6 protein-coding genes are annotated in these 24,794 nt (G+C 71.5%); 1 reads left to right on the top strand and 5 read right to left on the bottom strand.

Translation table 11 applies throughout. The features are described from left to right. Window positions 1-97: 97 nt before the first annotated feature. From ABL838_RS00080 to ABL838_RS00070, 3 genes are read right to left on the bottom strand one after another with little or no spacing between them, the layout of a single operon-like run. Window positions 98-3,622: an amino acid adenylation domain-containing protein gene (locus tag ABL838_RS00080; protein WP_418123534.1), complete on the bottom strand. Its 3,525-nt coding sequence runs from the start codon at window positions 3,620-3,622 to the stop codon at window positions 98-100. Beyond that, window positions 3,619-19,836 (bottom strand): amino acid adenylation domain-containing protein, encoded by a 16,218-nt coding sequence (locus ABL838_RS00075; protein ID WP_418123533.1) that lies wholly within the window; start codon window positions 19,834-19,836, stop codon window positions 3,619-3,621. Before ABL838_RS00075 ends, ABL838_RS00080 begins: the two co-directional genes overlap by 4 nt. Then, complete coding sequence (locus ABL838_RS00070) at window positions 19,833-21,263, bottom strand: MFS transporter (protein ID WP_418123532.1); 1,431 nt, start codon at window positions 21,261-21,263, stop codon at window positions 19,833-19,835. Before ABL838_RS00070 ends, ABL838_RS00075 begins: the two co-directional genes overlap by 4 nt. Before the next feature lie 735 nt (window positions 21,264-21,998). Between ABL838_RS00070 and ABL838_RS00065 the strand changes: the two genes are divergently transcribed. Next, window positions 21,999-22,544, top strand: coding sequence for a hypothetical protein (locus tag ABL838_RS00065; RefSeq protein WP_418118574.1), 546 nt, complete (start codon window positions 21,999-22,001; stop codon window positions 22,542-22,544). A gap of 33 nt (window positions 22,545-22,577) precedes the next feature. Here ABL838_RS00065 and ABL838_RS00060 read toward each other — a convergent pair whose 3' ends face one another. Together ABL838_RS00060 and hydA are read right to left on the bottom strand one after the other, a co-directional pair. Next, complete coding sequence (locus ABL838_RS00060) at window positions 22,578-23,264, bottom strand: GntR family transcriptional regulator (RefSeq protein ID WP_418123531.1); 687 nt, start codon at window positions 23,262-23,264, stop codon at window positions 22,578-22,580. A 72-nt stretch (window positions 23,265-23,336) separates the two neighbouring features. Beyond that, complete coding sequence (gene hydA / locus ABL838_RS00055) at window positions 23,337-24,791, bottom strand: dihydropyrimidinase (protein ID WP_418123530.1); 1,455 nt, start codon at window positions 24,789-24,791, stop codon at window positions 23,337-23,339. Window positions 24,792-24,794: the final 3 nt, after the last annotated feature.

Raw genomic sequence — 24,794 nt, 5'->3', positions numbered from 1 at the left:
AGCTCGCCCTGCTCGATGCGCGCCAGGACCCGGCGCTGCTCGAGCAGGCCGATCAGCGCCGGCGCGTCCATGGATTGCGTGTTCGCTGCTTCCAGATTCACAGTCTGAACTCCTCGGTTTCCGATTCGGTGTCACACCCGGCTTGCGCTTCGGGCTCGTGGTGGGCGAAATGCGCCGGAATGGCGTTGTGCGGCACCTGCACCACGTGCGCGCCCGGCGCGGTGCGCACGGCCGCAGCCATCGCGGCCAGCCCCGGCCGGTCGAAGACCGCGCGCACGTCGATATCCCAGCCGCGTCCGCGCAACTGCTCCAGCATCTGCACCGCCAGCAGCGAATGCCCGCCGAGCGCGAAGAAGCTGTCGTGGCGGCCGATGCGCTCCACCCCGAGCAGCCGCGACCAGATCGACGCCAGCGCTTCCTCGACCTCGCCCTGCGGCGGCTCGAAGTCGCGGCGGCCGAAGGCCTCGTCGCCGGGCGCGGGCAACGCCTTGCGGTCCAGCTTGCCGTTGGCGCCCAGCGGCAGCGCGGCGAGGCGCACGTAGGCGGCGGGCAGCATGTGTTCGGGCAGGTGCTCGGCGAGCCGGCCGCGCAACCGGGCGGGCTCCGGCGCGTCGCCGGACGAGCCCGGCACCACGTAGGCCACCAGCGCCGGCGTGCCGAAACGGTCCTCGCGCGCCAGCACCACGGCATCGGCGATGCCATCGACGGCGCGCAGCCGCGCCTCGATCTCGCCCGGCTCGATGCGCTGCCCGCGCAGCTTGACCTGGAAGTCGGTGCGGCCCAGGTACTCGATGGCGCCGTCGGCGCGCCAGCGGCCGAGGTCGCCGGTGCGGTAGAGCCGGCCGTTCCCGCCGAAGGGGTCGGCGATGAAGCGCTGCGCCGTCAGCTCCGGCCGGCCCAGGTAGCCGCGCGCCACCTGCACGCCGCCGATGTAGAGCTCGCCCGCGACGCCGGCCGGCACCGGGCGCAGCGCGCCGTCGAGCAGGTAGAGCCGGGTGTTGGCGACCGGCCTGCCGATGGGCACGCCGTCGCCATCGCCATCGCCATCGCCATCGCCATCGCCGCAGGTCCAGGCGCTCACGTCCACCGCCGCTTCGGTCGGCCCGTACAGGTTGTGCAGGCGCGCATGCGGCAGGCGCTCGCGGCAGCGGCGCGCCAGGCCGGCGGAAAGGGCCTCGCCGCTGCAGACCACACGCCGCAGGCCGGCGCAGGCGGCGGCGCCATCGGCATCGCCGTCGAGCCGCGCCAGGAAAAGCCGCAGCATCGAAGGCACGAAGTGCAGCGTCGTCACCCCGCTCTCGCGGATCAGTTCGCACAGATAGGCGGGGTCCTTGTGCCCGTCGGGGCGCGCCAGCACCAGCTGCGCGCCCGCCATCAGCGGCCAGAAGAACTCCCACACCGACACGTCGAAGCCCAGCGGCGTCTTCTGCAGCACCACGTCGTCGGGTGCCAGCGCGTAGGCCTGCTGCATCCAGTGCAGGCGGTTGACGATGCCCCGGTGCTCGTTCATCACGCCCTTGGGGCGGCCGGTGGAGCCGGAGGTGTAGATCACATAGGCCAGGTGGCTTTCGCGGACTTCGGGGCCGCGTTCGTCCGGTTCGGCGGGCGCATCCGTGAGGGCGCAGCGATCCAGCGCGAGCGTAGGCACCATCGTCGGCAGGTCCGCCGCGAGCCCGGCGTCGGCCAGCACCGCCACCGGGCCGGCCTCGTCGATCATTTCCCGCAGCCGCTGCGGCGGATGCGAGGGGTCGAGCGGCAGGTACGCGCCGCCGGCCTTCAGCACCGCGAGCAGCGCCACCACCAGCATCTCGCTGCGCTGCATGAAGATGCCCACGCGCGCGTCGGGCGCCACGCCGAGCGCGCGCAGCCGCCGCGCCAGCCGGTTCGCATGCGCGTCGAGGCCGGCATAGCTGAGGCTGCGGCCTTCGAACACCACGGCGGTCGCGTCGGGGCGTTGCGCGGCCTGGCGCTCGAAGAGCTGGTGCAGGAGCAGGCCGCGCGGATAGTCGGCGGCGGTGGCATTGAAGCCGCTCAGCACCCGCAGGCGCTCGCTTTCCGGCAGCACCTCGATGCGATGAAGCGGCCGACCGGGCTCGGCCTCCAGCGCATCTGCGAGCGAACGCAGGGCCTGCTCGACGAAGCCGCGGATGCGCCGAGCATCGATGCGGCGGTCGATCTCGGCGGTGATGCCGAAGCCGTCGCCATGGTCGTCCACGTGCAGCACGAAGGGATAGTTGGTGCGGTCGTGCCCGCCCAGCGATTCGATGCCCGCCATGCTCGCGGCACCCGCGCTACCTTCGCGATGGCTGTGGCGGTAGTTGAGCAGGCTGGTGAAGAGCGGCGCCTCGGCCGGCAGCCCGCTGCAGCGCCGCGCCAGGCTCAGCGAGGCGTGTTCGTGGCGCATCAGCTGCGCGAGATCGGCGTGCACGCGGCGCAGCGCCGTTTCGGCGCCGTCGTCGATGCGCACGCGCAGCGGCAGCGTGTTGAGGAACATGCCCATCGCGCGCGTCGCCTCGGCGCCCGCCTGCAGCCGGCCGAAGAGCACCGTGCCGAAGACCACGTCGCGGCTTGCGCCGCAGCAGCGCGCCAGCACCAGCGCCCAGGCCAGGTGGAACACGCTGGCCGCGCCCACCCCGTGCAGCCGCGCCTGTTCGCGCAGGCGCCGCGCCAGCCCGGGCTCCAGTTCGCCGCGCGACTGCAGCACGCCGCTGCCGTCGCCGCGCACCTCGTCCAGCCCGAAGGGCACGGCGGCCTGCTCCACGTCGCCCAGCACGCGGCGGAAATAGGCTTCATGCCCCGCTTCCGACCCGCCGCGGCGCGCCTGCGCCACGAAGCGCCGGAACGGCACCGGTACTGGCAATTCATCGCGCCGGCCCTGCAGGATCAGCATGACCTCGTGCACCAGCAGCTGCGAGGCCGTGTGGTCGAGGATCAGGTGGTGGTGCAGCAGCTGCAGCAGCCAGCGCCCGCTGCCCTCTTCCCCGATGGCATGGCCGCGCAGCATCGGCGCGCGGCGCACGTCGAGGCGGCAGCTGCGTGGGTCGGCCAGCGCGCGCAGCCGCTGCAGTGCTTCTTCTGCGGGCGCGGCGGCCAGCATCGCGATCTCCAGGTCTGCCTCGCGCTGCACAACCTGCACCGGCTGTTCCAGCTCCTGCCAGTGCACGCTGGTGCGCAGGATGTCGTGGCGCGCGATCACCTCGCGCAGCGCCTGCACGAAGCCCTCCAGCCGTTCGCGGCTGTCGAAGCGCAGCAGGGTCGGCATCACGTAGGCGTCGCCTCCATCCTCGCTCTCGCGATGAAGGCGGTGATGGAACAGGATGCCCTCCTGCAGCGGCGCGAGCGGATAGATGTCCTGCACGTTGCGCCGGCCGCCGGGCACCTTCGCCGCGAGGCGGTCGATGGCGTCCTGCTCCAGCGCCGGCAGCGCATCGGCACCCTGGCCCTCGCGCAGCAGCGCGATCAGCTCGGCCTTGCGCTCGCGCAGTGCCCGCACCAACGCCGGGTCGGCCAGCAGCTGCGCATCGCCCTGCAGCGCGAGCCGCTCGCCGTCCAGCCGCAGCGCGAGGCCGCGCGAGGCCAGCGCCTCGAGCAGCTGCAAGGGCGTCGCGTCGAAGTTGCTCACAGGACGATCTCCTCCAGCTGCACGGTGGCCGCCGCGAGCTCGGCCAGCGTCGCCGCGTTGAACACCATCTGCACGTCGACCTGCAGCTGCTGCTCGCCCATGGCGTGGATCAGCTGTATCGCGAGCGCCGAATGCCCGCCGAGCTCGAAGAAGTTGTCGTGACGGCCGACCTGCGCCACGCCGAGCAGTTCGCCCCAGAGGGCGGCCAGCCGGGCCTCGATGTCGGTCCGCGGCGCGGCGTAGGTGCGGCGGGCGAGGCCGCTGTCGCCGGGTGGCGGCAGCGCCATGCGGTCGAGCTTGCCGTTGGCGTTGAGCGGCCAGGCCGCGAGCACCACGCACGCGGCGGGCAGCATGTAGTCGGGCAGCTGCGCGCCGAGCTGCGCGCGCAGCGTGGAAGGCTCCGGCGCCGCGCCCTGCTGCGCGAGCAGGTAGGCGACCAGGCGGGGCTCGCCGGGCTGGCTGCCATCGGCCACCACGATGGCCTCGCGCACGCCTTCCAGCCGCGCGAGCCTGGCCTCGATCTCGCCCAGCTCGATGCGGTAGCCGCGGATCTTCACCTGATGGTCGTTGCGGCCCAGGTACTCGATGCTGCCGTCGGCGCGCCAGCGGCCGAGGTCGCCGGTCCTGTACATGCGCGCGCCGGCTTCGGCCGCGAAGGGATCGGGCAGGAAGCGCCCGGCGGTGAGCGAAGGCTGCCCCAGGTAGCCCCGCGCGACGCCGGCGCCGCCGATGTGGATCTCGCCGGCAACGCCGATGGGCACCGGCTCGCCATGCGCGTCGAGCAGGTAGATACGCGCCCCCGGCATCGGCCGGCCGATGTTCGGCACCGCGCCCGCGACGGGGCCGCAGGTGGCGTCCACGCTGCATTCGGTCGGGCCGTACATGTTGTGGAACCGGAGCTCCGTGCCGCTCTCCGCGAGGCCCTGCCAGGTGTCGGCGTCGAGCGCCTCGCCGCCCAGCAGCAGCTTTCGAAGCGAGGTGCCGCGCCGCTGCGGAAAGCCGGCCGCGCGCAGCATGCGCAGGTGCGAGGGCGTGCACTCCATCGCCTCGATGGCATGGCGCTCCAGGAAGTCGAGCAGCGCTTGCGCATCGAGGCGTGTGCGCTCCGGCAGCAGGAACACGCTGCGGCCGAAGGCGAGCTGGCCCCATGCCTTCACCGCCATGTCGAAGCCGAAGGAGGAGTTCCAGGCCACGCGGCTGCAGTCCGGCGCCGGGCCATGGATGCGCCGCTCCATTCCGCGCAGGAAGTTCAGCACGTTGCGGTGTTCGACCATCACGCCCTTGGGCACGCCGGTCGAGCCCGAGGTGTAGATCACGTAGGCCAGGTGCGCGGGGGTCAGCCCCACGGCTTCGGGGTCGGGGTCGTGCGAGGGCGCACCGGCCCATGGCGGCGGCGAATCGCCGTCCAGCACCAGCACCGCGCATCCTTCGGGCACCGCGAGGCGCTCCAGCAGGCGGGCCTGCGTCAGCACCGCCACCGGGGCGCTGTCGCCCAGCATATGGGCGAGGCGGTCGTCGGGGTGAACCGGGTCCAGCGGCACGCAGGCGCCGCCGGCCTTGAGCGTGGCCATGAGCGCCACGCCGAGGTCCACGCTGCGTTCCAGGCACAGCGCGACGCGGTCGTCGGGGCGCAGGCCCAGGCCGCGCAGGTGATGCGCGATGCGGTTGGCGCGGGCGTTGAGCCCCGCGTAGTCCAGCGATTCGCCCTCGCAGGCCAGTGCCAGCGTCCCCGGCCGTCTTGCGGCCTGCGCCTCGAAAAGGCGGTGCAGCAGGCCATTGCCCCCGCCGGCCTCGCCGCCGTCGTTGAAGCCGCGCAGCACCAGCTCGCGCTCGCGTGGCGCCATCAGCGCGATGCGGTCCACCGGCGCGGCGGCATCGGCCGCCATGCCGCGCAGCATTGCCACCAGTGCGTGCCAGTGGCGCCGCACCGTGGCCTCGTCGTAGAGGGCGGTGGCGTAGTTGAACTGGCCCGCGATGCGCTCGCCGGCCGGCTCCAGGTCCAGCGAGAGATCGAACTGCGCGCTGCCCGCGTGGCTGGCGAGGTTGTCGAAGGCAAGTCCTTCCAGCTCCAGCCGGGCCGGCGGCGTGTTCTGCCATGCCAGCCGGACCTGGTAGACCGGGTTGAAGGCGCTGGAGCGCGGCGGGTTCAGCGCTTCCACCACCTGCTCGAAAGGCACGTCGCGGTGCTGCTGCGCTTCGAGCGCCACCTGCCGCGCCTGCTTCAGGAGGCCTTCGGCGTCCAGGCCCTCGCCGATGTCGAAGCGCAGAGCCTGCGCGTTGACGAAGAAGCCGATCAGCGGCTCGAGCTCGGCCCGGTCGCGCCCGGCGACGGCGCTGCCGAGCACCACGCGCGTCTGGCCGCTCAGGCGCGCGAGCACCGCCGCCCATGCCCCGAGCACCACCATGTAGACGGTGACGCCATGGCGCCGCGCCAGCGCGCCGAGTTCGCGCGTCAACGCCTCGTCGATGCCGACTTCGATGCTGGCGCCGCGATAGTCCTGCTGTGGCGGGCGAGGCCTGTCGGTGGCCAGGCCGATCAGCGGCGGCGCGTCGCGCAGCCGCTCCACCCAGTAGCCCAGCCGCGCCTGCGCGCCCTCGCCCTGCAGGCGCCGCCGCTGCCACGCGACGTAGTCGCCGTACTGCACCGGCAGCGCCGGCAGCGGGTCGGGCTCGCCGCGGCCGAAGGCCGCGTACAGCGCAGAGAACTCGTGCGCCAGCACCGCCAGCGACCAGCCGTCGCACACGATGTGGTGCATCGTGAGCAGCAGCACATGCTCGTCGGCCGCGAGGCGCAGCAGGCGCACGCGCAGCGGCGGCTCGCGCTCCAGGTCGAAGGGAGCGGCGGCCTCGGCCTGGCACAGCGCGCGCAGGGTGCTGCGGCCGAGCTCGTCGGGTCCGCCGGGTCCGCTGAAGAGGCCGTCGATTTCCTGCAGCTCCAGCGCGACGCCCTGCGCCGCCTCGATGCGCTGGCGCGGCTGGCCGTCGACCATGACGAAGCGCGCGCGCAGCGACTCGTGCCGCGCGACGATCCGCTCGAGCGCGCGCTGCAGCGCGACGCGGTCGAGCGCACCGCGCAGGCGCAGGGCGGCGGGCAGGTGGTAGGCCGCGCCGGCCTGTGCGTCGATGCGCGTCACGTACCAAAGGCGCTGCTGCGAGTGCGACAGCGGCCACGTGCCGCGATCCAGCGTTGCCCGATCCGCCGCGACGATCGGATCTGCCGCGCCGGGCGCCTCGCGTGCTATCTCCTGCGCGAGCTGCGCCAGCCGGGGCCGCGCGAACACCGTCGTCAGCGCCAGCTCGACGCCGAAGCGCTGGCGCAGCTGCGAGATCATGCGCACGGCCAGCAGCGAATGGCCGCCCAGCTCGAAGAAGCCGTCGTCGCGGCCGACGCGCTCGATGCCGAGCAGCGATTCCCATGTCTGTGCCAGCGCCCGTTCGTGCTCGCCCTCGGGCGCCCGGTAGCCGCGCCGCGCATGGGCTTCGTCGTCCGGCGCGGGCAGCGCGGCGCGGTCGAGCTTGCCGTTGGCGTTGAGCGGCAATGCATCGAGCGGCACGAAGGCGGCCGGCAGCATGTGCTCGGGCAGGCGCCCGGCCAGGCGTGCGCGCAGTTGCGCCGGTTCGGGCGGCGGGCTGGTCGGGTCGGCGGCCACCACGTAGGCCAGCAGGCGCCTGTCTTCGTCCGGCCCTTCGCTGGCGATCACCGCCGCTTCGCGGATGCCGCCCAGGCGCATCAGCTCGGCTTCGATCTCGCCCGGCTCGATGCGAAAGCCGCGGATCTTCAGCTGCCGGTCGTCGCGGCCCAGGAATTCGATGGAACCGTCGGCGCGCCAGCGGCCGAGGTCGCCGCTGCGGTACATGCGCGGCCGCGATGCATCGGCGGGCGCCTTCACGAACGGATCGGCCGCGAAGCGCTGCGCCGTCAGCTCGGGGCGATGCAGGTAGCCGCGCGCCACGCCCGCGCCGCCGATCCAGATTTCGCCGATGGCGCCGACCGGCACCGGCTCGCGATGCGCGTCGAGCAGATAGACCCGCGCATTGGCGACCGGCCGGCCGATGTCCAGCGGCGAATCTCCGGCACGGCAGCGCGCGACGGTGGCGTTGATGGTGGTTTCCGTCGGCCCGTAGGCATTGGCCAGCGCCGGGCGATGCCCCCCGCGCCGCCACCACGCGTCTAGCGCGGCCGCGCCGACCGTGTCGCCACCGATCACGATCTGGCGCAGCGACGGCGGAAACACCGCTTCGGGCGACAGAGCGAGCCGCTGCCAGAACAGCGTCGGCAGATTGGCCACGCTGAGCCGGTGCTCGCCGCACAGCGCACACCAGCGCGCGGGCTCGGCGAGCCATTCGTCGGTGCGCAGCACCAGCGTCGCGCCATGGCTGAGCGCGCCGAAGATCTCCTCTCCCGCCACGTCGAAGCTCAGGCCGGAGAACTGCAGCACCCTGTCCTGCGCACCGAAGCCGTAGAGCGCCTGCAGCGCCGCGACCTGGTGGGAGAGCTGCCGGTGCTCGACCATCACGCCCTTGGGCGTGCCGGTGGAGCCGGAGGTGTAGATCACGTAGGCCAGGTGCGAGCCGTCGCCGGGCAGGCCGCCTGCATCGGGCGGGTGCGCGGGCTCGTTCGCCAGCGGCTCGTGCCTGTCGAGCGCGATCGTCGTGCAGCGCGGCGGCGGATGCAGGCGCGGGCTCAGCGCGGAGTGCGTCAGCAGCACGGCCGGCGCGCAATCTTCCAGTTGCCAGGCCAGCCGCTGGTCGGGGTGGGAGGGATCGAGCGGCACATACGCGGCCCCGGCCTTGAGCGTGCCCAGCACAGCGACGACAAGGTCGAACCCGCGTTCGAGACACAGCGCGACCCGCTCGCCGGCCCCGGCGCCCAGGCCGCGCAGGTGGTGTGCGAGCCGGTTGGCCCGCTGGTCGAGCTCGGCATAGCCGAGGCGTTCGCCATCGTGCTCCAGCGCGACCGCCTGCGGCCGCAGCGCGGCCTGCCGTTCGAACGCCGCGTGCGCGAACGGGTGCGCGGGAACTGCGGATGCGCCCTGGGCGAAGACGTGCAGCAGGTGGTCGCGTTCCGTGTCGTCGAGCAGCGCGATGCGCTCGACCGGCAGGCCTTCGTCGCTCTGCGCCATGCCGCGCAGCATCGCCACCAGCGCCTGCCAGTGACGGCGGACCGTGGCCTCGTCGAAAAGCGCCGTGGCGTAGTTGAGCTTGCCGACGATGCGGCCGCCCTCTTCCTGGGCTTCCTGCAGGTCCAGCGCCATGTCGAACTGCGCGCTGCCCGGCAGGCTCTCGACCCGCTCGACGGCGAGGCCCGCGAGCTCCAGCGCGATCGGCGGCGTGTTGTGCCAGGCCAGCATCAGCTGGAACACCGGGTGGTGGGCCATGGAACGCGGCGGGTTCAGCGTCTCGACCAGGCGCTCGAAGGGCACGTCCTGCCGGGCCTGCGCCTGCAGCGCGGTCTCGCGCACCTGCGCGAGCAGGCCGGCCACGCTCGGGTTGCCGTCCAGCGCGATCTTCATCGCCTGCGTGCTGATGAAGCAGCCGATCAGCGGCTCGACCTCGGCGCGGCCGCGGCCGGCATGCGAACTGCCGATCACCACCTGCCGCTGGCCGCCGTAGCGCGCCACCACCGCGGCCCAGGCCGCGAGCACGACCATGTACAGCGTCGCGCCGTGCCGCCGGGCGAGCGCTCGCAGGGCCCGCGTGGTTTCGGCATCGACGCCGACCTCGATGCTCGCGCCGCGATAGTCCTGCAGCGCGGGCCTCGGGCGGTCGTGCGGCAGCTCGACCAGCGCCGGTGCGCCTTGCAGATGCCCGGCCCACTCCCGCAGCCGGGCCTGTGCGGCGGGGCCCTGCAGGTGGCGGTGCAGCCACGCCGCATGGTCGGCGTACTGGACGGCCAGCGCCGGCAGGCGAGGCTCGCGCCCCTCGCGCAGCGCGCTGTAGGCGGCGGCGAACTCGCGCATCAGCACGCCCAGCGACCAGCCGTCGGAGACGATGTGGTGCATCGAGACCACGAGCACGTGGTCCTGCGCCGCGACGCGCAGCAGTCGGCCACGGATCGGCGGGCCGGCCGCGAGGTCGAAGGGCACGGCGGCGGCTTCGCGGCACAGCGCCTCGATGTGCGCGGGGTCCGCGGCGTCGGCGGCGCTGACGCCTTGCTCGCGCAGCTCGAAGCCGCGCGGCGGGTCGATGTGCTGCCATGGCTGCCCATCCGCTTCGACGAAGCGCGTGCGCAGGGCCTCGTGCCGGGCGACGACGTGGTCCAGCGCGGCACGCAGGGCCGTGCCGTCGAGCGCGCCGCGCAGGCGCAGGGCGCCGGTGATGTGATACGCGACGCTGGCCTTGGCATCGACACCGGAGATGAACCAAAGGCGCTGCTGTGCCGGGGACAGGGGCAGCGGCCGGCTGCGGTCGGCGGGCGTGATCGCGTCCGGTGCGCCCGGACCTGCCTCGGAGATGGCCTCGGAGATGGCCTCGGAGATGGCCTCGGCGAGCGCGGCAAGGCGTGGGCGGGCGAAGAGCGTGGCAAGCGGAAGTTCCGCGCCGAGGCGCTCGCGGATCTGCGAGATGAGCCTGATGGCCAGCAGGGAATGGCCGCCGAGCTCGAAGAAGTCGTCGTCGCGGCCGATCTGGCGGATGCCGAGGAGCTGGGACCAGATGCCGGCGAGGGCCTGTTCGACTTCGCCCTGTGGTGGCGAGGAGGTGCCGTGGCCATGGGCCCCGGGTGCGGGCAGCGCCTTGCGGTCGAGCTTGCCATTGGGGGTCAGCGGCAGCGCGTCGAGTGCGACGAAGGCCGAGGGGACCATGTAGTCCGGCAGGCGGTCGCGCAAGGCGGTGCGCAATGCGCCCGGATCTGCGGCCTCGGTGAGGACGAGATACGCGACCAGCCGTTTTTCGCCCGGCTGGTCTTCTTGCGCGATCACCGCTGCTTCCCTGACGCCGTCGAGCCTCGCCAGCTGCGCTTCGATCTCACCGGGCTCGACGCGGTAGCCGCGCAGCTTCACCTGATGGTCGTTGCGCCCCAGGTACTCGATGCTGCCGTCGGCGCGCCAGCGGCCGAGGTCGCCGCTTCGGTACATGCGCGCGCCGCCGCGGCTGAACGGGTCGGGCACGAATCGGTCGGCGCTCAGTTCGGGCTGCGACAGGTAGCCGCGCGCCACCTGTGCGCCGCCCAGGTACAGCTCGCCGGCGACACCCACCGGCACCGGATTGCGTTGCGCGTCGAGCACATGGATGCGGCTGTTGCCGACGGGCTTTCCGATCGGCGGCAGGTCTTTCCACTTTTCGGGGAGGCCGCTCAGCGTGTGCGTGCTGACCACGTGGGTCTCGGTCGGGCCGTAGTGGTTGTGCAGCCTTGCCTGCGGATGCCGCGCGAACATCCGGCGGATCGCCGGCGTGATGCGCAACTGCTCGCCGGCAGTGATCACATCGCGCAGCATCGGCAATGGCTCGACGCGCCGCGACCACAGTTCGCAGAGGTTCTGCAGCGCGATGTAGGGCAGGAACAGGCGCTCGACGGACTCCCGCGCCAACCACTCGGCCAACGCCGGAAGATCCTGACGCAGCCCTTCGCGCAGCAGCACCAGCGTGCCGCCACAGGCCAGTGTCGAGAAGATCTCCTGGAAGGCGACATCGAAGCCGGGCGCCGCGAACTGCAGGGTGCGCGCGGGCTCGGGCAGCTGCTCCCGTTGCCACTCCAGCAGGTTGGCCAGCCCGCGATGCGGCATCGCCACGCCCTTGGGTTCGCCCGTGGAGCCGGAGGTGTAGATCACATAGGCCAGGTGCGATGCGGCGAGCCCTTCGACTTGCAGGTCGTCGGCGCAGGCTTCGGCCCAGGCCGCGCCTGCTTCATCGAGCGGGACCGTTGCCACGTCCGGCGCAAGCCGTTCGATCAGGGCTTGCTGGCCCAGCACGACAGTCGCCGCGCTGTCGCGCAGCATGCGGACCAACCGCTCCCGCGGATACGCAGGGTCCAGCGGCACGCACGCGCCGCCGGCCTTGAGCGTGGCCAGGATCGCCACCACCATCGCGAAGCCGCGCCCGGCGCAGATGGCGACGCGGGTATCGGGCCCGACGCCGAGGCCGCGCAGATGCCGGGCAAGCCGGTTGGCCTGCTCACCGAGCGCGCGATAGCTCAGCTGCGCGCCATCGAGTTCGAGCGCGATGCGCTCGGGGTGCACCGCCACCTGCCGTTCGAAGGCTTCGTGGACCAGGGCTGTCGGGTCGTGCGCGCGATGCGTGTCGTTGAAACCATGGAGCACACGCCGACGTTCCTGCTCAGGCAGCACATCGAGCGTCATCAGCGGCCGCCCCGGCTCTTCTTCCAGAGCCCGCGAAACAGATTGCAGCGCCTGCCGCACGAACCCGGCAACGCGTTCCGCGCCCACCGAGGCATCGACCTGCACCGTCAGCCCGAAGCCGCTGCCGTCGTCGTCCACATGCAGGCCGAAGGGGTAGTTGGTGCGGTCGCGCACGTCGAGCAGGCGCACGCCGTCGAGCACCTCGGCGCGCGCGAACTGGCCGTGCCTGTAGTTGAGCAGCGCAGAGAACAGGGGCACATGCGTGGGCATCGCGCTGCAGCGCTGCGCTTGCACCAGCGAGGCGTGCTCGTGGCGCAGCAGCGCGCTCAACGCCGCATGGGTCTCATGCAGCCCTTGCAGCGTTCCGCGCCCGCCCAGTGCGATGCGCACCGGCAGCGTGTTGATGAACATGCCCATCGCGCGTTCGATGCCCGGGCCGCCCTGCATGCGGCCGAACAGCACCGTGCCGAACACCACGTCCTCGCGTCCGCTGCACGAGGCCAGTACGCGGGCCCAGGCCAGATGGAAAAGGCTCGCCGTGCTCACGCCATGCCGCATGGCGAGGGCGCGCAGCTGCGACGACAACGCCGCAGGCAGCATCGACTTCGCCTGCCCGATGCGCGAGCCATCGCCCTGCACATCGAGCAGGCCGAACGCAGCCGTCGGCTCGTCCACGTCGCCGAGCATCGCGCCGAAGAAGGCCGCGTGCTCCGCCTCGCTCGTGCCCTGGCGCGAGCGGGCCACGAAGTCCCGGAACGGCACCGGCGCGGGCAGGCTGCCCGCGTCGCCGCGCTCGATGGCCGCGATCTCCTCCACCAGCAGCTCCAGCGCGGTGTGGTCCATCACGAGGTGGTGATAGGACAGCTGCAGCAGCCAGCGCCCGCTCGCGTCGTCACGGGCCGCGAAGCCCTGCAGCATGGGCGCGCGCCGCACGTCGATGCGTAGGCCCCGCACGCGCGGATGCTCGCGCAGGCGCTGCTGCGCGGGGCTCTCGCCCGGTGCCAGCGTCAATGTCGCGGGCGCGAATCCGGCGTTTCGCCACACCACCTGCACGGGCTCGGCCAGGCCCTCCCAGTGGATCGCGGTGCGCAGGATGTCGTGGCGCCCGATCACCTGGGAGAGCGCCGCGGCGAAGCTGTCCATGCGCGGCCTGCTGTCGAACTCGAGCAGCGTCGGCAGCACGTAGGCGTCGCCCTCGCCCTTGCTTTCGCGCTGCAGCAGGTGGTGGAACAGGATGCCCTGCTGCAGCGGCGCGAGCGGATAGATGTCCTGGATGTTGGCCGCGCCGCCCGGCGTGGCCTGCACGATTCGCGCGATATCGGCGGCGTCGAGCCTGGCGAGCGTCAGCATCGCGGGCTCGATGGCTTCGCAGCCCGGCGGGATCAGGTTGGGCGGCACCGATGCAGTCTCTTCGTCGCGCCGGATCGTGGAGGCGAATGCATGCAGCCTCGGGTGCGTGAAGAGCGACCGGATGTCGGTGGACCAGCCGCGCCGGCGCAGCTGTTCGAGCAACCGGATGGCGAGCAGGGAATGGCCGCCGAGCTCGAAGAAGTCGTCGTTGCGGCCGATCTGGCGGATGCCGAGGAGCCGGGACCAGATGCCCGCGAGGGCCTGTTCGACTTCGCCCTGGGGTGGCGCGGAGGTGCCGTGGCCATGGGCCCCGGGTGCGGGCAGTGCCTTGCGGTCGAGCTTGCCGTTGGGGGTCAGCGGCAGCGCGTCGAGTGCGACGAAGGCCGAGGGGACCATGTAGTCCGGCAGGCGTTCGCGCAAGGCGGCGCGCAGTGCGGATGGATCGAGGGCACCGGCGAGGACGAGGTAGGCGACCAATCGCTTGTCGCCCGGCTGGTCTTCGCGGGCGATCACTGCAGCTTCGCGTACGCCTTCGATGCGGGCGAGCTGCGCTTCGATCTCGCCCAATTCGACGCGGTAGCCGCGCAGCTTCACCTGATGGTCGTTGCGCCCCAGATACTCGATGCTGCCGTCGGCGCGCCAGCGGCCGAGGTCGCCGCTTCGGTACATGCGTGCGCCCGGGCCGCCGAACGGATCGGGCAGGAAGCGTGCTTCGGTGAGATCGGGCTGCGAGAGATATCCCCGGGCGACCTGTTCGCCGCCCAGATACAGCTCGCCCACGACTCCCTCGGGAGCCGGATTGCGCTGCGCATCCAGCACGTAGATGCGGCTGTTGCCGACGGGCTTCCCGATCGGCGGCAGGTCTTCCCATTGCCCGGGCGCGCCGCCCAGCGTGTGCGTGCTGACCACGTGCGTCTCGGTCGGGCCGTAGTGGTTGTGCAGCCGGGCCTGCGGATGCTTGCCGAACATGAGCCGGATCGCGGGCGTGATGCGCAATTGCTCGCCTGCCGTGATCACGTCCCGCAGCATCGGCAGCAGCGCACCGCGCTGCGACCACAGCTCGCACAGGTTCTGCAGCGCGATGCAAGGCAGGAACAGCCGTTCGACCGATTCTTCGGCGAGCCATTCGGCCAAGGCTGGCAGGTCCTGGCGCAAGCCCTCGCGCAGCAGCACCAGCGTGCCGCCGCTGGCCAGCGTCGAGAAGATCTCCTGGAAGGCGACATCGAAGCCGAGCGCCGCGAACTGCAGGGTGCGCGCGGGTTCGGGCAATTGCTCCCGCTGCCATGCGAGCAGATTGACGAGCCCGCGATGCGGCATCGCCACGCCCTTGGGCTCGCCGGTGGAGCCGGAGGTGTAGATCACGTAAGCCAGGTGCGATGGCGCGAGGCCTTCGACGCGAAGGTTGTCGGCAGATGCTCCGGCCCAGGCCGCTTCATCGAGCGGCACCGACGCCACGTCGGGCGTGAGCCCTTCCATCTGCCCCAGGACGACCGCCGCCCCGCTGTCGCGCAGCATGTGGCCCAGGCGCTCGCGTGGATATGCCGGATCCAGCGGCACGCAGGCACCGCCGGCCTTGAGCGTGGCCAGGATCGCGATCACCATCGCGAAACTGCGCCCGGCACGGATCGCGACACGGGTGTCCGGCCCGACTCCGAGCCCATGAAGATGCCGTGCAAGCCGGTTGGCCTGCTCGTTGAGCGCGCGATAGCTCAGCTGGGCGCCATCGAGTTCGAGCGCGATGCGTTCCGGGTGCTGCGCCGCCTGCTGCTCGAAGGCCTCGTGCGCCAGCGCCGCCGTGCCGTACGCACCATGCGTATCGTTGAAGCCGTGCAACACGCGCTGAAGCTCTTCCGCCGGCAAGACTTCGAGCGCCATCAGCGCTCGGCCGGGCTCCTCTTCCAGCGCCTCGGCAACAGCCTGCAATGCCCGCACCACGAACCCGCACACGCGCCGCGCGGGCACCGAGTCGTGAATCTCGGCGCTGAGCACGAAACCTTCTCCAAGGTCGTCGACGTACAGGCTGAACGGATAGTTGGTGAGGTCGCGTCCGCCGAGGTAGTGCATGCCATCGGCGATCGCGATCCCGCCCTCCGCGGAGAAACTCTCGCTTCGGCTGTGCCGGTAGTTGAGCAGCGCCGGGAAGACCGGCACGCCCGGCCCAAGGCCGCTGCAGCGTTGCGCCAGCGTGAGCGATGCATGCTCGTGGCGCAGCAGCGCGCTCAACGCCGCATGGGTCTCATGCAGCCCCTGCAGCGTTCCGCGCCCGCCCAGCGCGATGCGCACCGGCAGCGTGTTGATGAACATGCCCATCGCGCGTTCGATCCCCGGGCCGCCCTGCATGCGGCCGAACAGCACCGTGCCGAAGACCACGTCGTCACGCCCGCTGCATGAAGCCAGCACACGCGCCCAGGCCAGATGGAAGATGCTGGCCGTGCTCACGCCGTGGCGCATGGCGAGGGCGCGCAGCCGCAGCGACAAGGCCGGGGGCAGCGTCGCCCTCGCCTGCTCGACCTGTGAGCCATCGCCCTGCACGTCGAGAAGGCCGAATGGCGCCGTCGGCTCGTCCACGTCGCCGAGCATCGTGCCGAAGAAGGCTTCGTGCTCCGCCTCGCTCATGCCCTGGCGCGAGCGGGCCACGAAATCCCGGAACGGTACGGGCGCGGGCAGGCTGTCTCCGCGCCCCTGCAGCAGCGCCACCACCTCGTGCAGGATCAGCTCGGTGGTGGTGTGGTCCAGCGTCAGGTGGTGATGCAGTAGCTGCAGCAGCCAGCATTGCGAAACGGGGTCGAAGGCCGCATGGGCCTGCAGCATCGGCGCGCGGCGCAGGTCCAGGCGCACCGTGCGCGCATCGGCACGGGCCTGCAGTTGCGCCTGTACGTCGCCATCGGCCGGGTCGAAGCGGTGCTCCCGCAGCGCAAGGCCGGCGCTGCGCCAGACGACCTGCACGGGCGTGTCCAGCCCTTCCCACTGCACGGCGGTGCGCAGGATGTCGTGGCGGGCGATGACCTGCCGCAGCGCGGCCACGAACCGGTCGAGCCGCGCGCGATCGTCGAAGCGCAGCAGTGCGGGCAGCACATAGGCGTCGCCCTCGCCCCTGCTTTCGCCCTGCAGCAGGTGGTGGAAGAGGATGCCTTCCTGCAGCGGCGCGAGCGGGTAGATGTCCTGGATGTTGCGCATGCCGCCCGGCACGGCGGCGGCGATCAGGTCGATCTGCGCCTGCGTCAGGCCCGCGAGCGGAAGCATCCGCGGCGTGATGCGCCCGCATTGCGCGGGGATCGCATTCGGCGGCACAGGTGCAGGTGCCGCGGCCTTGTCCTGCGCCGCCACGCGGGCTGCGAGCGCGCCCAGTGTCGGCTCGGTGAAGAGCTGGCGGATATCGGCCTCCATCCCTTCGCGCTGCATGCGCTCGACCAGCCGCACCGCGAGGATGGAATGCCCGCCGAGCTCGAAGAAGTTGTCGCCGCGCCCCACCCGCTCGATGCCGAGCACTTCGGACCACAGCCTTGCCATTGCCTGCTCGGTGGCACCCTGCGGCGGCTCATGCTCGCGCTGCCCGTGCCATGCGCGAGGCTCCGGCGGGGGCAGCGCCTTGCGGTCGAGCTTGCCGTTGGGGGTCAGCGGCAGGGCATCCAGCGGCACGTACGCGGCCGGGATCATGTAGTCGGGCAGGTGCCTGCCCAAGGCGATGCGCGCGGCGGCGGGATCGAAGGCCGCCCTGGCCTCGGCATCTGCGTCGGCGAACACGAGGTACGCGACGAGGCGCGTATCGCCCGGCTGGTCCTCCCGCGCGATCGCCACCGCGTCGGCCACGCCGTCGAGCCGCAACAGCCGGGCCTCGATTTCGCCGGGCTCGATGCGGAAGCCGCGGATCTTGAGCTGCTGGTCGTTGCGTCCGAGGTACTCCAGGCTGCCGTCGGCGAGCAGGCGGCCCATGTCGCCGCTGCGGTACATGCGCGCGCCCGGCACGCCGCCGAACGGATCGGGCACGAAGCGCTGCGCGTCCAGCTCGGGCCGGCGCAGATAGCCGCGGGCCACGCCGGCGCCGCCGACGCAGATCTCGCCCGCGCAGCCCACCGGCAGCGGCCGGCCCTGCGCATCGAGCACGTACAGGCTCAGGTCGGGAATGCGCGTGCCGATCGGGCTCGCGCCGGCGCGATGGGCATCGTCGGGGCCGAGCACCCGGCAGCTGACGTGCACGGTGGTCTCGGTGATGCCGTACATGTTGACCAGCTGCGCGCGCCGGTTGTGCGCCAGCGCGTACCAGGGTGCGAGCGTGGCGGTTTCCAGAGCCTCGCCGCCGAGGATCACGTGGCGAAGCGCATGCGCCGGCAGCTCCTTCGGGGCAGACCGGCATGCGGCGGCGAACTGGCGGAATGCGCTCGGCGTCTGGTTGAGCACGGTCACGCCCTGCTCGCACACCAGGCGGTGGAACTCCGCCGGCGCGCGGCTGACCGCGTGCGGCACGATCACCAGCCGGCCGCCGTGGAGCAGCGCGCCCCACAGCTCCCACACCGAGAAGTCGAAGGCGAAGGAGTGGAAGAGCGTCCACACGTCGTCGCGGCCGAAGCCGAACCAGCCGCGCGTCGCGGCGAAGAGTCGGCCGACCTGCGCGTGCTCGACCATCACGCCCTTGGGCAGGCCGGTGGAGCCGGAGGTGTAGATCACGTAGGCCAGGTGCGAGGGCGCGAGGCCCTCGATTTGCGGATTGCCGATGGGTGCGTCGCACCACGGTGCTTCTTCCCATGGCTGGTCGAGGCGCAGCCGTTGGCACGAGGGCAGCGCAGGCAGCGAGGGCAGGCGATCGAGCGAGGCGCGGTCGCCGATCAGCGCCACCGGTGTGCTGTCGCGCAGCATGTGCGCCAGGCGTTCGTCGGGCTGCGCCGGATCCAGCGGGACGTAGGCGCCACCGGCCTTGAGCGTGGCGAGGATCGCGATCGCCATGCCGGGCCCGCGCTCCAGGCAGATCGCGACGAGCGCGTCGGGGCCCACGCCCAGCCCGCGCAGGTGGTGGGCCAGCTGGTTGGCGCGCCGGTCGAGTTCGCCGTAGCTCAGCCGCTGGTCTTCGAACTGCACGGCGATGGCGTCCGGGTCGCGCGCGGCCTGCTGCTCGAACAGCGCGTGGATCAGCGAAGGGGCGCCGGTGTCGAGCAGCGGCCGGTTGAAGCCGTGCACGACCAGGTCGCGCTCGGCTTCGTCCATCAGCGGCAGGTCGCGCACGGGTGTATGCGGCGCATCGGTTGCGGCGCGCATCAGCGCCTGCAGTCGCCGCAGGTGCATGGCCATCTGCGGCGCGGAGAACAGCGCCGGGTCGTGGTTGAACTCGACGTGCACCGGGCGCCCGGGCTCGTAGTCGCGCACGTAGACCGCGAGCGGCTGGCGCTCGTGGCCGTTGTGCAGCGGGAACACCGTGCTGCGGATGCCTTCGAGCCTCAGGTCGCCCTGGAAGCTTTCGATCGACAGGGAGATGTCGAACAGGCCGCGGCGCTCGCCCGTGCCGGCCAGCAGTTCGCGGTGCAGCTCGGCCAGGGGATAGCGCTGGTGGCGGTAGCACTGCTTCAGTTCGGCCGCGACGCCGCGCAGGGTCTGCGCGAAGCTCTGCCGCGGATCGACCGCGATGCCGACCGGGATCGCGCCCGAGAACATGCCGGGCATGCGCCTGTGCGCGACGCTGGTGCGGTTGTGCACCGGCATGCCGATCACGACTTCGTCGCCAGCTTCGCGTTCCTGATGAAGGCACGCGAAGTACACCGCCAGCAGCGCGGCGAGGAAGTGCGTGCTCGACGCGCCCTGCGCGGCAGCCACTTCGGTCAGGCGGTCGTGGTCGGCGCGGTCCAGGTGCCAGACGGCCTGCTCCACCTTGCGGCGGGCCGCCTGGCTGCGCCGCGCGGGGGCGTCTTCGAACAGCGGCGCGGCCAGGCGTGCGTGGCGCTGCAGCCAGAAGGCGCGGTCGCGGGCGTAGCGCGGGGAGGCCCGGTACTCGGCATCGAGGCGGATGAAGCCGGCATAGTCGCCGCCTTCGTCTTTTTCTTCTTCCCCGAGCGCTGCCTCGCCGCGCCCGAGCCGGTTGTATGCATCGGCGACGGCATTGCCGATCAGCGAGACCGACCACCCGTCCGCGACGAGATGGTGGAAGCACACCAGCCAGTAGCCGCGCCGGGGCGCGACCTGCAGCCACTGCATGCGCCACAGCCGCTGGCCGTAGAGCGCGAAGGGGGCGAGGAAGGCGGCGCGCAGGTGTGCCCATGCGCTCGCCTCAGGGTCGGCTTCGCCGGTGAAATCGAAGCGCTGCAGCGGCGCGCCGGCGGCATCGTCGTCGGGCGCGGCGAAGCGCTGCATGGCTTCGCCGTTGTTGTCGCCGTTGTTGCCGCCGCGCTCGAGCACGGTGCGCAGCGCCTGGTGGCGCGAGACGACGGCGCGGATCGCCGCTTCCAGCCGGTCGACATCGGTGGGCCCGTCGAGGCTGGCCGTCACGCCGATGTTGTGGCAGGGCACATCGGGCGCCAGCGACTGCTCGAGCCAGACGGCCTGCTGGGGCGAACTCAGGGGGTGCACGTGCGGGCCGCTCACGATTGGCCGCCGTCCGGGACCAGCGTTTCCAGCCGGCGCAGGCGCGGGTGGAAGAGCGCGAGAACGGTCAGCGCGAGGCCGGCCGCGCCGCTCGCGAAGAACAGGAAGCCGATGCCGCGGCCCGGCCCCGTGCCGAAGAGGCTGCCCACCGGCGTGCCGTCGAGCGCGCCGCCGGGGCGTAGCGCGGGCTCGAGCACCGCGTCGGCGAGCCAGCCGCCGGCCAGCAGCACGGCGCACATCACGAGCATGTTGGACGCGGCGATCAGCGCGAAGACGCTGCCCTGCCGGCCGAGGGGCGCCTTGCGCATCCACAGCGCATGCGAGCACGCGACCGAGGTGCTGCCGCAGAACAGGCAGACGAAGGCCGCGGCGCACCACAGCGCCGGCGTGGTCGCGCAGCCGGCGGCCAGCACCGCCGCGCACTGCAGCGCGTCGCAGGCCAGCACCCATCGCATCAGCCCGTGCCGCAGCCGCGCGGTGGCGACCAGGATCGAGCCGAGCAGGCCGCCGACGATGCCGACGGACATCACCAGGCCCAGCACGCCGCTGGAGTGCGTGGACAGCACCATCGGCGTCACCATGGCCGTGGCCAGCACCATGAGGCACTGCACCAGCGCGCCGTAGCCGAGCAGCGCGCGCATCAGTGGCTGCTCGCGCAGGTAGGCGAGCGCGCCGGAAAGGCTGGCGCCCGCGCCGCGCCAAAGCGCGCCGCCTTGCGCGGGCACATCGCCACTGCGTACGTCCGCGCCACCGCGTACGTCCGCGCCGGCGCGGGTCAGCGCGGCGAACACCAGCGCGGCGGCGGCCAACAGCAGGCACAGCTGCGTCGCCATCACGCCCTGCAGGCCGCCCGCGTGCGCCATCAGGAAGCCGGCCGTGGCGGGCGCGCCGACCTGCACCAGCGCGCGGGAGATGCCGGTCAGCCCGCCGACCTGGGCGAAGCGGTCCTTGGGCACGAAACGGCTGACGGCCACCCGGATCGACGGCCGCCGCAGCGCGCCGACGGCGGCCGCGACCGCGGCATAGGCGTAGAGCGCGCCGATGCCGAGCCGGCCCGAGGTCAGCGCCAGCACGATCGCGAAGGTGCCGGCGACGGCGGCGAGGTCGCAGCACAGCACCACCCGGCGCCGGTCGTGCCGGTCGGCCAGCACACCGGCGAAGGGCGTGGCCAGCATCGCCGCGAGCGCGGCGGCGAGCACCGAGAAGGAGTAGTCCTGCGCGGAGCCGGTGCGCGAGAAGATCCAGACGCCCACCGCGAAGCTGACCAGCGTGGTGCCGAGGTCGAAGGCGGTCTCGCTGAGCCACAGCAGGGCGAAAGTGGAGCGGGTGCCCCGGGCCTGTTGCTGCTCCTGTTGTTGCAGGGGCGGCGGCCTGGCCGGGTTGTCACGGGTTGGAGTCGCAGCGGCTTCCACGGTCACTTCCTGCATAACGTGCGCTCTCCAGGGTCCGCGCTCTGTCAATTAATAAAAAAGCGCAGGTACTTCGGGTGGCGGGATGAATATTTGCGCGGCCGGGCCGCGGGCGTTGCACGATTATTCCGCGCTGCAGCACTGTAATTGGGGTGCTCGCACAAATGACGCATCAGTTAAATTTGTTGACGTAAAAGCACGAGAACTTCGGAATTGAAGCGTATTTGGAATTACGAAAATCTGTTCCGTTTGCAGGCGAACGGGGCAATGCGAATGGCATCGGACGATCCGGAAAGGCTGTGGCGCAGACCCTAAAGGGCACGGAGAGTCAAATCCGAAGTGCAACACCTTGTCTCCCCTGAGGTGTTCAGGTGCAGGACAGGTTGGCGGATCGGGCCCGGAAATCGGCCGGGCCGGCGTAGTAATTCTGTTTAGAAATTCATTTGTAGAAAAAAGAAAGCGTTGGGAGTTTTTGAATCGGGCGCTCGAAAAAATCAGGCAGGCAACCACGGCAAAGGGATTGCCGCACTGCGGGTAGGGGAAAAAGAAAAAGGCCTCCGGCAATGCCCGAGGCCTTTTTATTAATGAATTCGTTGGCAGTTTTTAAATGGACCGGCCCGAATTCCGGGGGCCGACACCTTGCGCGGCCGGAAGAGGTGCCGGACGCCCGCAGCCATAGGAGAATCCCCGGCTGTTCGGGGCCGCCACATACCGCAGGCGGGTCGGCCAACGGGCTTCTACAGGAACGATGTCATGCAACTGGAATGCCGCATTTCGCGCAAGAAGAAGAGTTATCCAGGCACCGGACCGGGTGCCGCCATGCTCGTGGCGCTGGTCCTCTCATCGGCACCGATGCTGGCGGTCGGGCAGGAAAGCGGCGGCGGCATGAAGTGGTCGCAGGACCCCGCTACGGGATGCCGCTTCGTGGCGCCCTCCTCGCTGGGCACGGCACCGACCTACTGGATTGGCGCCTGCCCCGGCGGCAAGGCCGCCGGCCTCGGCATGCTCCGCACGCGCGTCGGCACCACCGCGGGCCACGCGTTCTACGGCGAACTGCGCGAAGGCGTTCCGGTGATCGGCACCGTCGACCTCGATGGCGGTTTCCAGGTGGGCAGGTTCGTGCGGGGCGACATCGGCACGCGCGACACCGAATGGCAGGAGCGGCACGACGGCTTCGAGACGGCGCTACGCGCGGCGCGCGCTGTCAGCGCGCACTATGCCGGACAGAAGAACGCGGCCTCGGCGCGGCACTACAGCGGCGTCGCGAAGAAGCTGGAGACGCAGCTCGAGGGCGATTGATCGACGAAGCTGCGCGCGCCCGCCGCTATCCGGCTACTCGATCAGCGCGCGCTTGACGTCTTCCTGCAGGCTGCGCAGGTGGTCGCGCATGGCCACGCGCGCGCGTTCGGCGTCGCGCGCGCGCAGGGCGCCGATGATCTCGCCGTGCTCGTCGTGGTTCTCCGAATGCCTGTGCAGCGGGCTGTGCAGGCGGAAGAGCCGTGCGTTGACGCGAAGCTCCTCCACCAGCCGGGGGAACACGACGTTGCCGCTGGCCTTGGCGATCAGCAGGTGGAAGCGGTCGTCGAAGTGCCAGTGCTCGGTTTCGCTGTGCTCGCCGCCGCCCAGCGTGGCGATGTCGGCTTCGAGCGCGTCGATCTCGGCGTCGGTGATCTTGCCCACCGCCAGCGCGATGGCCTCGCACTCGATGACCTCGCGCGCGCGCATGCAATCGAAGTACTCCTTGGTGCCGAGCGCACGCACGGCGTAGGAGCGCGCGTCGCGCCGCACCAGCAGCCCCTCGCCCGCCAGCCTCACCAGCGCTTCGCGCATGGGCGTGCGCGAGATGCGCAGGTCTTCCGCCAGCCGCGCTTCCTGCAGCGGGCTGCCGGCCGAGATCTGCCGATCGAGGATCAGGGTGCGCAGCCGTTCGTAGGCCTGTTCGGCCAGGCTGGCGGAGCGCACCTCCAGCGGAGCGATCGTGATGGTGGCGGGCTGCGTGGGGCTGGGAAGGCTGGGCATGCGGGGATGGGCGAAAGCCACGAGGGCGGGTGAGCTTAGCAGGGGCGGCCAGGCGCGCTCAGAGCCATTCTTTCAGAGCCACTTGTCCAGCGGATTGCCGTCGTTGGGCGCACGAGGACGCAGGCACGGCAGGAACTGGCCGGAGCCGGGCTCGGCCTGGAACACGCCGTCTTGCCACACGATGCGCCCGCGCGAGACGGTGAGGCCCGGCCAGGCGCGCAGGCGCATGCCCTCGTAGGGCGTGTAGTCGGCGTCGTGGTGGAGCATGTCGTTGGCGAGCAGCTTCTCCTGGCCTTCGGGGAACATGTCCCACACCACGAAGTCGGCGTCGCTGCCCACGGCGATGGTGCCCTTGCGCGGGTACAGGCCGTAAAGGCGCGCCGGGTTGGTGGCGGTGAGTTCGACGAAGCGGTGGATGTCGATGCGCCCCTTGAGCACGCCTTCGCTCATGAGCAGCGGCAGGCGGGTTTCCACGCCGGGAATGCCGTTGGGGATGCGGTCGAAGGAGGCGTTGTCGCCGGCCACGCGCTTGCCGTCGCTGCCGTTCATGTTGAAGGGCGCGTGATCGGACGAGAAGATGGTGAAGAGCCCGCTCGACAGCCCGTTCCAGATGAACTGCTGGTTCGCCTTGTCGCGCGGCGGCGGGCTGCAGATGCAGCGCGCGCCGTGCATCGGGTCGTCGGGGTCGATGCCCAGGTCCTCGGCGCTCAGGAACAGGTACTGCGGGCAGGTCTCGGCGTGAATGGGCAGCCCGCGCCCGCGCGCCCAGTGGATCTGCTCGACCGCCTCGCGGCCCGAGACGTGGACGATCAGGATCGGCGTGTCGACCAGTTCCGCCAGCGCGATGGCGCGGTGCGTGGCCTCGCGCTCCACCGCCATCGGCCGCGAGCTGGAGTGGTAGCGCGGCGCGGTGAGGCCCGCGTCGAGCAACTGCTCGGTGAGCCAGGCGATGCAGTCGCTGTTCTCGGCGTGGATCATCGTCATCGCGCCGTGGCGGCGCGCGGTGGCCAGCACCTCGATGATCTGGCGGTCGTCCAGCTTCAGGTCGTCGTAGGTCATGTAGATCTTGAAGGAGGTATAGCCCTTCTCGATCAAGGCGGGCAGCTCGCGCTGCGTCACGTCGCGCGTGGCGTCGGCCACGATGAGGTGGAAGGCGTAGTCGATCACCGCCTTGCCCTCGGCGCGGCGGTGGTAGTCGTCCACCGCCTCCTGCACGCTGCGGCCCTTCTGCTGCGCGGCGAAGGGCAGCACGGTGGTGGTGCCGCCGCATGCCGCCGAGCGGGTGCCGGAGAGGAAATCGTCGGCGAAGCGCGAGCCGTCGCTGGTGGGCTGGTCGAAGTGGCAGTGGCCGTCGACGCCGCCGGGAGTGACCAGCCGGCCGCGAGCGTCGATCTCGCGCGCGGCGCTGGCGTCGAGCCCCTGCGCGATGGCGCAGATGCGTCCGTCGCGCACGCCGATGTCGGCGGTGTAGCGGTCGCCGGCGGTGGCGATGTCCGCGTTGCGCAGGATCAGGTCGTAGGTGTTCATGGG

The sequence above is a fragment of the Variovorax sp. 160MFSha2.1 genome (genome assembly GCF_048305075.1).
In the GTDB taxonomy this organism is placed as follows: Bacteria; Pseudomonadota; Gammaproteobacteria; order Burkholderiales; family Burkholderiaceae_C; genus Variovorax; species Variovorax guangxiensis.
This window is presented reverse-complemented; position numbering and strand designations above follow the sequence as displayed.